Raw genomic sequence first — 14796 nt, forward strand, 5'->3', positions numbered from 1 at the left:
TATTCGAGGGCTCTGACAGGTCATCAAGAGGACTTCCACAGGGCTTTGTTGGGATCCAGCGGATGATTTTGCGCCGCGGCGGGGACATCGCATGTCACTCTCTGACGAGAACTCGTCCCCGGAGGAGATCCATGTCCCGTCCCGCAGGCAACACCCGACTCAAGTCCGCCCGCCTGGCGGCCGGATACAACTCACAACAGGCTCTGGCCGACGCCATCACCAAGACGGCACCCAAGCTGGGCATCAGGGGGCTCGCTGTTGGCGTGCGTCAGATCCGACGCTGGGAGTCCGCCACACCGCCCTGGCCTCAGCCTGACGTCCACCGAGTTCTGACCCACCTCCTGGGCCAGAGCATGGAGGACTTGGGATTCACCCCACCCTGGGGAAATGAGAGCCGCCACGCGGGCTCGACGGTCCGCAACACCCCGCATGCGCCTCTGAAGGGAGCGCGGCTAGCTAACGTCCCCGCCCAGGCCGGGCTCGCGACGCAGCCAGTCACAGTGGGCAAGGACTTCGAGGCCGTCACTCGTTCTCACCGGCACCTCTACTGGTCCGTAGCGCCCGCCGTACTGCACCCCGCAGTGCTGGAGCACGCCCGTCTGGGATGCGCTCTCCTGCCGGAGACGGCGAACCCTGCTCGCCAGACCCTGGCCGGCGCCCTTGCCGAGTCCTATCTACTGGCCGGGCGCATCGAGTTCTTCGACCTGCGCCAGCCCGACCAAGCCTCGGAAACCCTCTTGCGTGCCCTGCAAGCGGCGGGCGAAGCCGACGACCCCCTCCTCGGATCGGCCATCCTCGCGCACATGGCGTTTATCCCCGGCTGGACCGATGACCGGGAAGCGGCGATCGAGCGCATGATGGCCGCCCGCACCTACGCTCGACGCGGAGACGCCTCCGCGGAGCACTGGGCATGGCTGGATGCAGTCGAGGCGGAATGCGAGACCCGATGCGGCGACCCTCGCGCCGCGCTCCGCCTGATCGGACACGCCGAGGACGCCCTTTCCTCGGGCTCCGAGCACCCCACCCCTGAGTGGCTGGACTGGTTCAGCCCCGTGCGCCTGTCCGCGTTCAAAGGGAACACGCAGCTGAAGGCCGGCCACATGCCACAAGCCCGCCAGACTCTTCAGGAGGTTCTCGACGACCTGCCGCCCGAGTCGGACAAGCAGCGCACGGTCGTCCTCGGTGATCTCGCCGCAGTCGAAGCCGCGGACGGCCACCCAGAGGCGGCATGCCGGTACGCCGTACAAGCCCTCGACCAGCTCGCCATCACCTGGTACGCCACGGGCATGGAGCGTATCCGCGAGGTCCGACGCACGCTCGCCCCATGGCAGAACGAGCAGTGCGTCCGAGACCTCGACGATCGTCTCTACGACTGGGGAACGACTGTCAGCGCTCTCCAGCGTTGAACTTGGCGATCTTCTCAGGCAGCTCCGCGAGCGAGTCGATGCGCATCGTGGTGATCGAGTCCGCATCCGGGTCACGCTGCTGAATCGTGCCCCAGGGCCCACGCCGAATCAGAGCTGTCAGAAGCCCGGCCTGCACGGCCGGACGGATGTCGTTGTCGAGCCGGTCCCCGACGTACAGGATCTCGCCCGGCTCGGCAGGCGTAGCCTCGATGACGCGCTCGAAGAACTTCACGTCCGGCTTTGACGCCCCCCAGTCGTCGCTGGTGGCGATCAGGTCGGACGGAAGGTCCAGCCCGCGGAGCAGGCCGCCCGCACGCACGGTCTGGTTCCCGGCGATGCCCACCCACAGGCCGGCCTCTCGCAGCGCGGCCAGCGAGGGGCGCACATCGGAGTAGAGGTCGTCCTCGCCGAACCATTCCGGCTTCCCGGCCGCCGCGCGCTTCTCGCGCTCCTCGGTCAGATCGAACCCCGGACGGAACTCCTGGAACGTCTCGCGGTAGTCGCGCCCCTGCGCGATGACCGCCCCGAACATCGCCGCGAAGGTATGCCGCGGCACCCCCAGCCAGTCCGCCCAGGTCCCGTACTCCCGGGTCTCGTCGACAAGACACTCACCCACGTCGAACACCACCGCACGAATCATGCTCCGCAGGTTAGACGGTGCAGCACCTGGAGTAGACAGCCCTGTCGGACCGCGGCTGAATTTCCACCCCGTCCCTGACCTGATCAGGTCATATCGCCCGCGCTGTCAGTGGTGTGGCTCACCATGGGTCGACGTGTGCTGTGATCAACATGGGGGAGAAGCATGACCGTCGAAGAGCCACGTTCAGGGCTGCCCATCGAGTTCCTGCGTGCCATCGCCGCGCAGTCCGGGCCGGATACACCGCCCGTCGGCATGGCGGTGGCCCGAGCACACGAGCTACCTGAGGGAAGCGTGCGCGACGACCTCCTGCTCGCGCTTCTTCGTGGGGCGCTCAGTGCCTCCGCTCCTGAATGGATGCTCAGCGCCGCGATCGACAGCGACCTTCGGCAGGAGGCCGCCTCCTACGCGAGCTATTCGATGCACCTGTCCGCAGCGGCGCTCGGCCATCCTTCATGCCCGGACGAACTGCGCGCGGAGACGCTGCGCCGCTACTCCGTAGCCCAACTCGGCGCACTCGGCCGACGGGACCGCGGGCCGACACTGACGGCGGCGGTTGTCAGCGAGCTGCGTCGGCGTGGACCGCATAGCCAGCCGATGACGCCGGCGCTCCTTGAAGATCCCGGCACGGCACAAGTCATCCTCCGTGAGCCGATGCTCGACGACTCGGTCTTCGCCGCCGCTCTTGGCCTGCTGCCCGTACTTCCCTCCTCCCCACGGCTGGACGAGGGGGACGGCGACGTCATTGCCCGATTCGACGCGTACATGGCCACCTTGGACGCGGGCAGCTCGATGTGGGAGGCGATCACGCGAGTCCATATCGACCGTCATCGTCAGTTGATCGAGTGGGCGCAGGGCACGCGAGCGAGCCACTACATCCGGAAGCACTTGCTCGGCACCATCCCTTGGGATGTCGAGGGCTCCCTCCTCGAAGAGATCGCCGTTCGCGACCTTGCGGACTTCCCTCGCGCCTCCCTGATCACGCGCATGAGTCGCCTACTCCGTGATGGCGCCTCGGAGGCGGATGTGCGCTCGCGGCTTGCCGGTGAGCTCGCATCCCTGTCCCCGAAGGAGCGCCGCCACGTCGAGGAGTTCTTCGACGAGTCCCCTGAAGTCCGCTCCGCGGGGCTGCGGGCCGCAGTCCTTTGGGTGGAGTCCAGGGCCGACACCTCCTGGCGCCACCTCCTCACCCCGTCCGACGCCAAGGACCGATTCGGCCGCGCGCACACCTGGCGCGCGCCGCAGGAACTGCTGGTGACGCTCGGCGAGCGTTTCGCGGCAGTCGCCGAAGAGGCTCTGGAGCTCTGGGAAACCGACCCTGAGCCCGGCCGACGGACTCCCCGCGATTTGCGATGGCTGCATTCCATGCTCCTCCACCTCCCTCAGGTGACGAGCGAGGTGAGGGACAAGGCTCGTGCTGTCCTACGGCATGCGAGACCACAGCCTCGTCGAAGCTGGGAGGTCACCGAGCTCGGCACGGATCAGCACGATCGCGAGTTTGCCGATCTTCGCACCGCCATCGACCGGATCCTCGGGGACCCGACCACAGCTGCCCGCAGTTCGGCGCTCGGCGATCCACAGCAGGTCACCGTACGAGATCTGGCAACCGCTTCCGACGAAGTGCTGGACGACTATCTCTCCCGCCACGCCGGAAACGATGAGCTCGTCGAGAAGGCGCTGCTGTCGTTCGGCAGTCGCGACAGCTACCGGCCGAAGCTCGGTTTCTCCGACGTGCTGGGACGGCACTCTTCACCACAGGAGGCGCTGCTCCAGGTCACCGCTGGCCTGCGTAAGCGCCTCGGGGGCGGCCCTCACCTCCGCGAGGCATGGGTTCGGCAAGTGCTCAGACTCCCCGAGTGCGATACGAAACTCATCTGCGCGCTGCCCGCTTGGGCCGCATTGACCGTCGGTGGTCCCGAACACGGCACGGCTCACGCCGCGGTCGCGTCAGTCGTCACGACCGCGCTCGGCGAAGACGAGGAAGCCTGGGCGCGTTTCGCCACCAGCCCTGCCTCTTACTCCGGGCCGACTGCCTGGCTCCGCCTGGGCGACATCCTCACCGCCGCGAAGGAGGACACCTCGTGGCCGAAGCCGCCCAGCGGCCGGTGATCCAGCCAGTTTTTGAGTGCGCGACGACAACACGGCGGCCCTGGCTCAAACACCAGAGCAGCCGTCTACTCCACAGGGTGTTTCGGCTCCTGGCTCGCATTCTGGCCGACAGCGGGTCCTCCGGCTCCCCCAGAAGGCGCAGTCGGACGTTCACGTCGTGGATTCGCTCGGCAGGCGGAGGCGGGAGCATCGCCATTCTGGTTGTAGGCGCTCGGCGGGACCGGTACGACGGTCACCATGTACCGATGGTCGCCGCTCAACGATCGACAGTTGGCCTTGCTCACCCGCATTGGAGAGGGAACGGATCCCGTTACCTCTGAGAGCCCGGAACTTGCCCACACCGCCCGTGCCCTCAAGGGTCGGGGCCTCATCACCATGCCCAGGCATGGTGGGAAGTGGCGGGCGGAGATCACCGACGACGGTCGCTTCTACCTGGAACACGGCCACCATCCAGACCGGCCCGAGCCAGCCCCGTGCAAGCAACGGCCGCCGGCAGCAGCCGAGTCGAAACCGGAGCCTGCGGCGCCTCCCCGTCGGCGGGCGGCGCCCTCGCCCGAGGCGAAGTCGGCGCCGTCACGCCCGGCGAAGCCGCCACGTCAGTCGCCGGCGGAAATCGGCGCGGCTTTGATCGCGGAGGTGCAGAAGGCCGGTCGGTTCCTTCGGATCCCGGACCCGAGCAACGAGGAGCGGGCCCGCTATCGCAGGGCGTTCGACGCCGCGCGGCAGTGTGCGCCGGAGGGCTACCACCTGAAGTACAGCGGGCGGGCGAAGGGAGACTTCTTCCTCGGCCTGCTCCGAGTGACAGGCGAGGACGACACCGAGTGGAACCGGATTCGCCTGGCACGCAGCCGAGTGATCACCGACGTCGAGGACGTGATCGCGGCGGTGACCGCGGACCACAGTGCATTCGAGATCTCGGACGAGGTACTCCCACGGGTGCTTACTCTCCTTCGGCTCCTCGCCGAGCAGGCCCTCGCGCGACACGGCGATATCGCGGTGTCGAAGAAGCGCAGGCAGGCCAGGCCGCTGCTTACGGTCCACGGCAGGACGTACGAGATCAGCTTCAAGGAACGGCAGAAGCAGGTCCGGTACGTGCCCACGCAGCCGGGTCGGCGGACGTACGACTGGCAGCGGGTCACCCCGGCCCACCGGTTCGAACCGTCCGGCGAACTGGAACTGCACGTAGCCCAGCAATCGGGCTACCGCTACAGCTGGGAGAAGGAGTGGGGCGACACCGCCAAGAAGCCATTGGAGGACCAGATCGACTCCGTCTTCCGGGAGCTGAAGGCGAACGCGGAGGCGGAGGAGCAGGCTCGGCTGGCACGGGAGGCGGAACAGCGGCGTCAGCGTGAGGAGCGGGAGCGGCTGGAAGAGGAACGCCGCCGACGGGAGACCGAGGAGCAAGGGGAGCGCCGGCGGCGGGAGGCGGAGGCGAAGGAGCGTACGCGGCGGGAGTGGGAAGCGGCGGTCAGCGTCGCGACGATCAAGGCAGTGGATGCCGTGCGGGTCGACCGGTTCGGTACCGCCCTGGCGCAGTGGCGGGCCGCAGGGGAGATGCGGGTCTTCTGCGCCGCGCTCGATGAGGCCGCCTCCGCCTCGGACGACGCCCACGAAGCCGGGCGACTACGCGAGTGGTCGGCGTGGGGGAAGGCGGAGGCCGACCGGCTCGACCCGACCGTGGCCGGCAGGGGCCTGACCGCCCACAGCCTCCACGCGGAGCCCACGGGCGACCAGCTACGGCCCTTCCTCGACGGATGGCATCCGCAGCGGCCGGAGAAAGAGAAGCCTCCGAAGAAGGAAGAGCCTAAGGCGGAAGCCGAACCGCCCAAGCCGGAGCCGGAGCGGTGGCGTAGCTTCACCGACGAACGTCTGGACCAAGGCTGGAGACATGGACCCCGAGGTCGCGCTCAATGGTGGAGGCGATGACGCCGTGCCCGCGGTCGCGTAGGGCCTTCACCGATTTCTCCACGAGCTTCCCGAGTCGGACAACCTCCTCGCGCAGGGCGACCAGCTCGTCGTAACGCTCGGCCTTGTCCTGGCCACACCACTCCCGGACGGTCCGCAGGACGGCCGCTTCCGCGTCCAGCTTGCGGTCGTCCCGGCGGCTGTAGGAGTACCAGGAGGACTGCGTGCGCTCCTGATCGATGGCCTGCTGCCTGCGATCCACCTCAGGCAGGATGTCCTCGGCAAGACGGCCGGCCACGAGGCGCGCGATGCGCTCGGTGACCGGCCACCCGGCCAGACACAGGCCGGCGCGGTTCTCATAGACCATCGGATCGCCTCGCAGCTCCGCAGGATCCATGCCGACAAGGGGAGCGCCGCCGTCGAGACTGCCCATCTCCAGGATCCCTGCGTCCGCGACACTGCGCCGCAGACGCAGCTTGCTCTTCGGGCGGACGAACCCGAGGATCAACCGTGCAGCCTCGAAGTCGGCACTCCCCCGCACATGCCGCGACACCTCGGCCAGAGCGAGCTCGCTCGCGTCGTCCGCACGAAACGCCTCGACCTCCTCCCAGCGCGCCACGAGGGAAGTCGTGTCGACCCACTCCTGCAGTCCGGCGTCGTCACCGTCGAGGAACCGCACGTGAAGCCAATCAGCCCGGCCACGACCGCCTACTCGTACGACCTCGACCCGACGAACCGGGCCGCCCAGCTCCTTCGGCCTCGCTCGGTAGGCCCAGTGCTCACCCATCTCCATGGGTCCATTGAGCCAGGTCTGTTGATCCAGCTGCCCGACAATTGCCAAAACAGCAGCTGGGTGTCCAAGGTCCCCAAAAGGGGCCGATCTGTTCATCCATCTGATCGGCCTGGCGACTCTCTGCCGCCAAGTCTGAGCATGCCCGCCGCACTACCGCCTGGCGGGAGAACAATGATGAACGCCGCACCGCCGTAGGCGTTGCAGCACGCAACGTGAGCCCTCTTCAGCGGACAGGCACCCGCCTTGTCCACACTCCGCGCCACCGAGGATTTCGAATGACGCAGAGCACAACCACCCGAGTAGGTCGCTTCCACACAGGCCGTTCGACCGAGGGACGCCCTCAGGCTCTGGACACATGGCGTTTCACCAGCGACGACGCAGGGGTGGCCGCCCGCGTCGCCAGCCTCCTGGGCGGTCAACCTCAACCGAACGAAGGCGGAGGGAAACTTACCCACGAAGTCCTGACAAAGCTTGAGACAGTACGCGTACTCATGGATGGGCCTGACGCAGTGGCGGCTCACATGATCCTCTGGGGCAGTAAGGGGATCATCCACCAATGTGACGGCTTGGAGTTCCTGTCGCCAGAAGAGAAGAAGGGCCAGCCATGCGGCTGCCCTCCAGTATTCGAGGATCGGAAGGTGGCCGCGAAAGAGGGCCGCGGCCCGACGCCGTCCATCAACCTCACCTTCCGGATCGCGGCAGAACCCGCGCTCGGCGAGTTCCACTTCATGACCAGCTCGTGGCAGATGGCCGCGCAGCTCTCCGACCTGACGGACGCGCTGAAGCGGGTCAACGGCCTGGCCATCTGCGACCTCACGCTGGAGCTCGTCGTCTACACCACCAAGATGGGTAGAGGTGTCTGCTATCGAAAGCCGGTGGTCACAGTGCTCGGCAGCCCCGATACGGTGACGATCGAACCCCCGCAGGTGGCCGAGCCCACGCCCACTCCGGCACCATCCCCACTCCGCCGCAAGGCCAGGCCGGCCCCTGAGCCCACCATCCCGTCCGCGATGGAGTCGAGCCACTCGGTCAGTGTGAGCGCCGCTCTGCTCCGCCAGGCCGCCGAGGTGCTCGGCACCGCCGGTCACGAGGAAACCGTCATCGCCGCCCTATCCGAGATCGTGGCGGGACGGCAGCAGACCGCAGAACTCTTCCGGCTGCGAGAGCAGGTCGGGCAGATCGCCGACATCGCGGGGCGAGCACTCCAAGGCAGGGACTCGGCACTCACCTGATCGGCCCCGACCGTCTCGCAGTGATCAACAGCAGCTGGCACAGGCTGGTCTCAAGACGGCCTACGGCCAGCCGCTACGTCCGCCGAGAGGCACCTGACTCGTAGGTCTCCGTCCAACGCTCCCGATGCCGCTGATTGCCCTTCCCCAGGCCGTTCACCGCGCCGAGTGACAGCAGCGAAGTGGGCGCTCAGGCCGGCTTTCCCCCGATCCGGGTCGACCATCAGCGGTCAGGTGCTCGCTGACCTATTCGCGTCCGAGCTGGTGGAGAGACGAAGGATCTTGTCCCAGGTGACCACAAGCCCCGCCGCGGCAGCCGTGGCCAGGGCGACACCCACAGCTGACGAAGCCAGGGCAAAGACGATGCCGGCGAGACACAAGGTGAACGCAGATCCCCGCAGCACCTGCTGCCGCCACGCTCTGCGCTCGCGGTGGCTGTGCAACAGCCCGTCGGCGGATACGTCCCCGGGTGCGAGATCTTGCAGCCGGCCGCTGGCGAGCACTTTCAGGATTCGCTCCACTTCGAGCAGAGCACGCTTCGCACCGTCGATCCGATCAAGCTCAACCCCGTCACGAAGCTCACGTACGAGGGCAGCGGCTGTTGCGAACCGGGCCACAACCTGGGGCATGGGGTTGCGGCCGTCAGGAAGCGCACGCTGCACGGCATACCTCTCCAACGCGATGGCGAAGTCTTCCAACGCTCGCACTGCCGCAACGTGCGGAGAGTTGAAGGGCGATGCCGTCGGGGGCTCCTTCCCTGTTACCTCCAGAGGCTGGAGAAGTGCCTCATAGGCCCTGCGCACCGTGACCGTCACGGCCTCGGTTGTCCACCGTTGCATGCCTTGGTTTGCGACAAGCGTGGCGATCACAGCCGTAATCAACATGGGCGTCACCAAGACCCCTACGGCGACGGCGTCGCGCCAGACGTACCAGCTTGTGCGTTGGATGGCTGCTGCAAGGGCACCACCCGCTGAGACGGACATCGCGACGGGGACGACCATCTTGAGAGCGAGTGACCTCCGGGATGCCTGATACAGGACGTCTTCGCGCTGCAAGTAGTCCAGCGTCGGACGGTCTGGACGCGTTGCCAAGGAACTGTCGCGGACCTGACGCACCAGGTGAGCGCGGCGCCGTCTTGCGTGTGCCCGCGCGTGAGCCCAGCAGATCCGTTCCAAGAGCGTTCTGTTACGTCGGCGCTGCGATGTTGCCGTCATGGTCAGGGCCCATATCGACAATGTCCAAACAGTGAAGATGAGCGCCCCGAACTCGGCTTCCGACACGTTCTCCCCCTTCGGAACATCGAGGGGCTCAGCCCCATCACCAGTCTCTATGCCCCGGGGAGGTTCACCAACGCCTCATGTCAGTACGAAGCCCTGTGCGAGCCGAGTACCGTCGATCTGGCCACCGCAGGCCCGTGACGAGCGACGGGATCGCGCTGCCGCCCTGACAGGCAACCCAGCTTCGTGGTCTCAGTTCTGGTCTCATTCGCCCCCGTCCGGGCCCGTCCGGACGGGGCCACCCCGAACGCTCCGCCGCAGGTCAGGACACCCACGACCCCCGCCGGACCCCCGTACGAACATTTGGAAAGCGTGTTGGGGGCAACCCCTCACGAGTTCGAATCTCGTATCCTCCGCCAGTGCCTCACCGGGCACGATGTCGAAGGGCCCCACCGTTCGCGGTGGGGCCCTTCGACGTTTCCCGGACCTGGTCGTCCTGACCTCGGGTGCGTTCCACCAGTTGACGATCATGCCGTGACCTCCGCGAAGCGGACCCTGTTGGTTGATCATGAACGTTGCTCGGGTGCATCGCTTCGTCTGCGGCGGATTCACCTACAGGTGCCGTGTCGTCGAGAACCCCGCCCCCCTCACGCAGCCTGTGGTGGTGGTCGGCGGCGCGTTCCAGGACATGTACTCCTACCGTCGGCTGGAAGGCTCCTGGATCGCGGCTGCGACGGTGATCAGCGTCGACCTGCCGGGTTCGGGCGGCGCCGACGAACTGCCCGGCTCCTACGGTTTCGACTTTCTGTCCTTCGCCCTGGCCGATCTCCTGGACCGCCTGGGACTGGACCGGGTCAACATCTTCGGGGCGTCCTACGGTGTGCCGGCCGTCTACGGCCTGGCCCAGGAGCGACCCGAGCGGGTGGCCCGCATGGCATTGGCGGGCGCCGCCCCGATCTCGTGGCGGACATCCCCCGGCACATCGCGTCGACGCGTCGCGTCATCGATTGGGGAGGGCTGCGGCCGGGCGGCATCGAGGGCGTGCCGACGTTGTGCTTCACCGGCGAACACGACTCGCTCACCCTGCCCGACCTCGGCCGCGCGGTGGCGGCCACGATCTCCGGCAGCACCTTCACGCAGATCCGACCAGTTCGCGGGCGATCTCCTCGTCCGAGGCTCCCGCCTCACGCATGTTGGCCTCCGTACGGTGCATGTCCTCCAGGAGCTCGTGGTACTGCATCCGCGTCCGCTGGGCCTCCACCTTCTCGTCCATCGGCAGGACGCGGATCCGGCAGACGACGGGGTCGGTGCTGGGACAGGGGTCGTCGGCGGCGACGGGGCGGGCGAGCGGGGCGGTGATGAGCGAACCGCCTCCTCTTCCGCGGCGACGGAAAAGGAGGCGGCGGCCAGCAACGCGACGGCGGCCACGAACGGGACGAGGGCACGGCGCGGCAGGGATGAGGGAATGCGCATGCGCGCATCCTTGGGCGCCGAGCCGCACCGGCTCACGCCGCCACACCGATGATCACTCCTACGGGGCGGGGGCGCGTGGGAGCGCTCTCGGTCGCTGCGGGAGGTGGAGGGCGACCATCCCTGGGGGGAGGGCGGGGGCGCAGGGCCGGGCCGTACGTGAACCTCGCCTCGCGGATCTCGACCGGATCGAGCGTCGCCAGGGACGCCTCGCACTCCCCGGCCAGGTGGTCGTGGTCGGCCGCCGCCTGCTGGGCGGAGGGGGTGAGGCGGGCGGTGAACGCTGCATCCGTCTCGCCCGAGCGGGCGACCGCCGTGAGCCAGGCGCCGAGGGCGCCGAGCCGGAGCCCGTCGGCTGCCCCCGGCCGCCGGGCCGGCCGGTCCCGGCTGGTCAGGAATCGCGCGCAGGGCCCCGCCCGGGAAACCGGCCGGGGCCTTCGGTGTTCCCCGCGGCGACCGATCGGTCGATGGTCGGACTCGTGTGGTGATGTCACCGGATCGGGGGGTCCGGAGCGGCAGAGACGTTACGCCGGGTGATGCTCTCCGTAATCGCTGCAACACTTTCCGCAATGCCCGAGCGGGGCGCTCTCAAGCTGGAGGAAATGTGCGGAAGTTGATTACGGCGGCGGTTGCGGCGGGGTTGTTCTTGGGTGGGGCGGGGGTTGCCGTGGCGGACGGATGGAAGACCCTTCCGCGTATGGGCGACCGAGGCGTGATCGCCGTCGGCAAGTACAAGTGGGAGCCCAGGGGACAGAACCACGGCGGATTCCACTTCGACGTGAAGCTCACGGACGACGAAGACAATGACGGTCACAACGTGTACCTGGAGTCGAAGGTCGAGGGGTACAGCTGGAGCCGCCTCTATGGAGTGCAGAGGAAGACCGTCACGCTGAAGAAGGTCATCTACGACGGCGCCGCACAAATCACGAGCGAGGCGTGGATCCGCGCCTGCCGTGACCGCGGATCCCTGCGCCCGGACAACTGTTCAGACGCCGTGTACCGCGAGCGTCCGAGGCAGCGGTAGTCGCACGTACGACCGTTCTGGAGGCCGCGTACGTGCGGCCTCCACAGCAAGGGAGCTCGCACCACGATGGACGCCATTCTCCACGCCGAGGGCGTGGATCTCTTCTACGGAACGCAGAAGGCCGTCGACGGCGCGGACTTCTCGCTCAGGCGTGGGGAGGTGACGGCCATCATGGGGAGCAGTGGTTCTGGGAAGTCGTCGCTGTTGTACTGCCTGGCCGGGGTGTTGGCACCGACGAACGGCTCTGTCTCTTTCGACGGAGTCGCCTTTTCTACGCTCTCCGATGATGATCTGAGCACGCTGCGGCGAGAGCGGTTCGGCTTCGTCTTCCAGTACGGGGAATTGCTGCCGGAACTCACGGTCGAGGAGAACGCGGCACTCCCTCTCCGCCTGGCCGGGCAGCGCAAGGCGCCTGCCCACGAGGCGGCCGGGGAAGTACTCGGACGACTCGGCATGACTGAGCTGTTGCGGCGCAGGACCTCGCAGCTGTCCGGTGGCCAAAGCCAGCGCGTGGCGGTTGCCAGGGCTCTTGTCCACCGTCCGGACGTCGTGTTCGCAGACGAGCCGACCGGCGCGCTCGACAGCGTCAACGCCTCAGCTGTACTGGAGGAGTTCCTGCGGCTTGCACGAGACCAGGGCACCGCTGTCGTCATCGTCACGCACGACGCGACGGTGGCCGAACAAGCCGATAGCCGCTACACCATGGCCGACGGGATCCTGCGATGAACCCATTCCTGCTCGGCATGCTTCTGCTGTGGCGTGGCGGACGCAGGGGCTGGACCCGATTCCTGCTGATGACGTTCGGTAGCTCTCTCGGTGTGGCCTGTCTCGCCGCCGTTCTCACCATTCCGGCGATCCTCGCCGCCCACGACGCCAGATCAGCCGCCCGTGAGCCACGAGCGGGGTACGAGCTGGAGGATGGATGGTCGACCGCCGACACCATCGCATTCAGCCGCAAGGACGCGTACGGATCCCAGCCGCTCCGCCGGGTGTTCGTCGCCCGTTCGTTGGCCGGCCGCGCGCCGGTTCCTCCTGGCATCGACCAGCTGCCCGCCGCTGGCGAAGTGATCGTCTCGCCGCAGCTGCGCCAGGTTCTGGCCGAGGCCCCCGGAGTGGCTGGACTCCTGCCTGGCAAGGTGACTGGGACGATCGGGCCGCAGGGACTCGCCGGACCCGACGAGCTGTACGCCTACATCGGTACCACCCATGCTCAACTTCCGAAGGAAGGCGTCCGGCACGTCGACCATTTCGGCACTCGCTACCCCGTCGCGGAGGTCGTCGAAGAATCCACCCTCGACATCCTGCGGTTCACCCTCGCCTGCGTGGTCCTGCTCCCCCTCGCCGTCTTTCTCTCGGTGTGTGCCCGGCTCTCGGCCGAATCGCGCGCGCGCAGACTCGCAGCGCTGCGGCTCGTCGGGCTGAGCGTCAAGGACACGTTGCGGGTCAGCGCGGGCGAAACCGTGGCCGCAGCGTTCCTGGGGGCAATGCTCGGTGTTGGCGGATACCTCGTCGTCAACGAGATCATGGCGCGGATCGGCCTGCCCGGTCTCCACTGGTACCCCGCCGACGGCCGTCCCGAGCCCAGCACGCTTGCCGCGTGCCTGATCCTCTGCCCAACGCTCGCCTGGTTCGTCAGCAAACACAGCGCCCGCACAGCGGCTCGTACCCCACTCAACGTCCGCCGTACTGCAGAGCGCAAGCCACCCAACGCACACGGGACGCTGCTGCTTGTTCCGGGGCTCGGTGTCATCAGCGGATACTGCGTCCTCAGCATGCTGGGGAGAGATCCGTCCGGCGGTTCCGCCAGCACCATCCTTGTCCCGGCCGCGGTGCTGCTGACCGGCGCCGGCCTGGTCTTCGGCCTGCCGCCGATTACTGCGTGGCTCGCCCGTCGGCTGGCAGGCACTACACGGTCTCTACCGCTGGCGCTCGCGATGCGCCGCGCCGAGGTTGAGCCCGGCGCCTCCCTACGCGTGGTCACCGGATTGGTGTTGCTCATCTATGCCACGGCCCTCACTCAGGGCGTCCTCGTAGAACTCAGCCAGGTCAGCCGCAACACCTCGCCCGTCCAGGAGTACAGGGTCGGACTCACCGAACTGACCCCTCAGCAGCGGGAGAGCATGACCAAGGTAAAGGGGATCAAGGGACATGGCATCAGCGCTCCAACCTGGTACGACGCTAACGGCACCGGCAACACGACCCTCGACGTGACCGTCGCGACCTGCGCGCACCTCAGGGCCTTCGGCGAGTCGTCCCATGGCTGCGTCGACGGAAAGACCGTCCGCCTCCGACGCCCCGCCAATCCGGTGTCTGAGGATGCCAAGCCCGGGAAGAGATTCCCCATCCTTTTGGACAACGGCAAGAAGTTCACTTTTGACGTCCCTCAGGAACTCATGACCGTTCGCGCCTACGAGTCGTACGACCTCAGCGCTGCAGACGTGCTCGTCCCGCCTTCGCTGCTCCCGGCCGGCACATTTCCGGCAGAAGGCCAGCTCGTTCTCGCCAGTGATTCCGACCCCCAGACCGTCCGCGCCACCCTCGACGCACTTGGCGCTATCGCTCCCACCGCCTCGATCCAACCCGTCGGCATCGTCATCACCTCCCTCGCCCAACTCACCGTGATCCGCAGCCTCCTAGCCGCCGGTATGGTCCTCGGGCTCGTCATCAGCGTCGCCGCCTTCGTCGTGTCCGTTGCTGATCGGGCCATGGAGCGGCGGGGGCAGGTTGCCGCGCTTGCTCTGCTTGGGGCGCGGGCTGCGACTCTGCGGGTGGTGCAGTGTGCGCAGGTGGTGTTGCCGCTTGGTCTGGGGCTTGGCGCGGCTGTGGTCACCGGGTGGCTTGCCGAGTCGAGTTATCTGATCACCGGGGGTGGGGCCGTTCACTGGGACTGGAGTGGTTTGCCGTTGTTGCTCGTCTGCTGCCTCGGCGTGCTGATCGCCGCCGCCCTCGCCTCCTTGCCGCTCGTGCAGCGCCACATCGATCCCGAGCACATCCGGCGCGACTGAC

Annotated in this window: 11 protein-coding genes and 1 pseudogene; 8 read left to right on the plus strand and 4 right to left on the minus strand. The window is 67.6% G+C overall.

Annotation, left to right across the window (positions count from 1 at the left end; all coding sequences use genetic code 11):
- Positions 1-131: 131 nt before the first annotated feature.
- Positions 132-1406: a transcriptional regulator gene (locus ACFY8U_RS14745; RefSeq protein WP_389569925.1), complete on the plus strand. Its 1275-nt coding sequence runs from the start codon at positions 132-134 to the stop codon at positions 1404-1406.
- Here ACFY8U_RS14745 and ACFY8U_RS14750 read toward each other — a convergent pair.
- On the minus strand, positions 1387-2046 hold the full coding sequence (locus tag ACFY8U_RS14750; protein WP_362360349.1) for an HAD family hydrolase: 660 nt from the start codon (positions 2044-2046) through the stop codon (positions 1387-1389). The two genes, ACFY8U_RS14745 and ACFY8U_RS14750, sit on opposite strands and share 20 nt — an antisense overlap.
- A gap of 162 nt (positions 2047-2208) precedes the next feature.
- Here ACFY8U_RS14750 and ACFY8U_RS14755 point away from each other — a divergent pair, with 162 nt between their 5' ends.
- Positions 2209-4152 carry a hypothetical protein gene (locus ACFY8U_RS14755; protein ID WP_389569928.1) on the plus strand — a complete coding sequence of 648 codons (1944 nt, stop codon included), beginning with the start codon at positions 2209-2211 and terminating at the stop codon, positions 4150-4152.
- A 237-nt stretch (positions 4153-4389) separates the two neighbouring features.
- Entirely contained in the window at positions 4390-6078 is a 1689-nt protein-coding gene (locus ACFY8U_RS14760) for a PE-PGRS family protein (protein WP_389569931.1), read from the plus strand.
- Here the strand turns inward: ACFY8U_RS14760 and ACFY8U_RS14765 are convergent.
- Positions 6008-6850, minus strand: a complete 843-nt coding sequence (locus ACFY8U_RS14765) for a PE-PGRS family protein (RefSeq protein ID WP_389569934.1) — start codon at positions 6848-6850, stop codon at positions 6008-6010. The genes ACFY8U_RS14760 and ACFY8U_RS14765 overlap by 71 nt on opposite strands.
- Before the next feature lie 275 nt (positions 6851-7125).
- Between ACFY8U_RS14765 and ACFY8U_RS14770 the strand changes: the two genes are divergently transcribed.
- On the plus strand, positions 7126-8082 hold the full coding sequence (locus ACFY8U_RS14770; RefSeq protein WP_389569937.1) for a hypothetical protein: 957 nt from the start codon (positions 7126-7128) through the stop codon (positions 8080-8082).
- Between the two features lie 227 nt (positions 8083-8309).
- Here the strand turns inward: ACFY8U_RS14770 and ACFY8U_RS14775 are convergent, their stop codons facing one another.
- Complete coding sequence (locus ACFY8U_RS14775) at positions 8310-9134, minus strand: hypothetical protein (RefSeq protein ID WP_389569939.1); 825 nt, start codon at positions 9132-9134, stop codon at positions 8310-8312.
- Between the two features lie 730 nt (positions 9135-9864).
- On the opposite strand from ACFY8U_RS14775, the pseudogene ACFY8U_RS14780 reads away from it, so the two are divergent.
- Positions 9865-10254, plus strand: a pseudogene (locus tag ACFY8U_RS14780) (alpha/beta fold hydrolase); the annotation flags it as partial.
- A 174-nt stretch (positions 10255-10428) separates the two neighbouring features.
- On the opposite strand, the gene ACFY8U_RS14785 reads toward ACFY8U_RS14780, so the two are convergent.
- A complete protein-coding gene (locus tag ACFY8U_RS14785) occupies positions 10429-10569 on the minus strand; it encodes a hypothetical protein (RefSeq protein ID WP_389570961.1) in 141 nt (46 codons plus the stop codon).
- Positions 10570-11463: 894 nt separating this feature from the next.
- Here ACFY8U_RS14785 and ACFY8U_RS14790 point away from each other — a divergent pair.
- From ACFY8U_RS14790 to ACFY8U_RS14800, 3 genes are all read left to right on the plus strand, one after another.
- Positions 11464-11790 (plus strand): hypothetical protein, encoded by a 327-nt coding sequence (locus ACFY8U_RS14790; protein WP_389569941.1) that lies wholly within the window; start codon positions 11464-11466, stop codon positions 11788-11790.
- Between the two features lie 66 nt (positions 11791-11856).
- Positions 11857-12516 (plus strand): ABC transporter ATP-binding protein, encoded by a 660-nt coding sequence (locus ACFY8U_RS14795; protein WP_389569944.1) that lies wholly within the window; start codon positions 11857-11859, stop codon positions 12514-12516.
- Complete coding sequence (locus ACFY8U_RS14800; protein ID WP_389569946.1) at positions 12513-14795, plus strand: ABC transporter permease; 2283 nt, start codon at positions 12513-12515, stop codon at positions 14793-14795. Before ACFY8U_RS14795 ends, ACFY8U_RS14800 begins: the two co-directional genes overlap by 4 nt.
- Position 14796 lies beyond the last annotated feature (1 nt).

This window comes from Streptomyces sp. NPDC012508 (assembly GCF_042902595.1).
GTDB lineage: Bacteria > Actinomycetota > Actinomycetes > Streptomycetales > Streptomycetaceae > Streptomyces.

Excerpts from the sequence above, each read along its gene's own strand:
- ACFY8U_RS14790 (WP_389569941.1), top strand. The coding sequence starts at position 11,464 with ATGGGCGACCGAGGCGTGATCGCCGTCGGCAAGTACAAGTGGGAGCCC.
- ACFY8U_RS14800 (WP_389569946.1), top strand. The coding sequence starts at position 12,513 with ATGAACCCATTCCTGCTCGGCATGCTTCTGCTGTGGCGTGGCGGACGC.
- ACFY8U_RS14795 (WP_389569944.1), top strand. The coding sequence starts at position 11,857 with ATGGACGCCATTCTCCACGCCGAGGGCGTGGATCTCTTCTACGGAACG.
- ACFY8U_RS14765 (WP_389569934.1), bottom strand. The coding sequence starts at position 6,850 with ATGGAGATGGGTGAGCACTGGGCCTACCGAGCGAGGCCGAAGGAGCTG.
- ACFY8U_RS14785 (WP_389570961.1), bottom strand. The coding sequence starts at position 10,569 with ATGGACGAGAAGGTGGAGGCCCAGCGGACGCGGATGCAGTACCACGAG.
- ACFY8U_RS14755 (WP_389569928.1), top strand. The coding sequence starts at position 2,209 with ATGACCGTCGAAGAGCCACGTTCAGGGCTGCCCATCGAGTTCCTGCGT.
- ACFY8U_RS14750 (WP_362360349.1), bottom strand. The coding sequence starts at position 2,046 with ATGATTCGTGCGGTGGTGTTCGACGTGGGTGAGTGTCTTGTCGACGAG.
- ACFY8U_RS14745 (WP_389569925.1), top strand. The coding sequence starts at position 132 with ATGTCCCGTCCCGCAGGCAACACCCGACTCAAGTCCGCCCGCCTGGCG.
- ACFY8U_RS14770 (WP_389569937.1), top strand. The coding sequence starts at position 7,126 with ATGACGCAGAGCACAACCACCCGAGTAGGTCGCTTCCACACAGGCCGT.
- ACFY8U_RS14760 (WP_389569931.1), top strand. The coding sequence starts at position 4,390 with ATGTACCGATGGTCGCCGCTCAACGATCGACAGTTGGCCTTGCTCACC.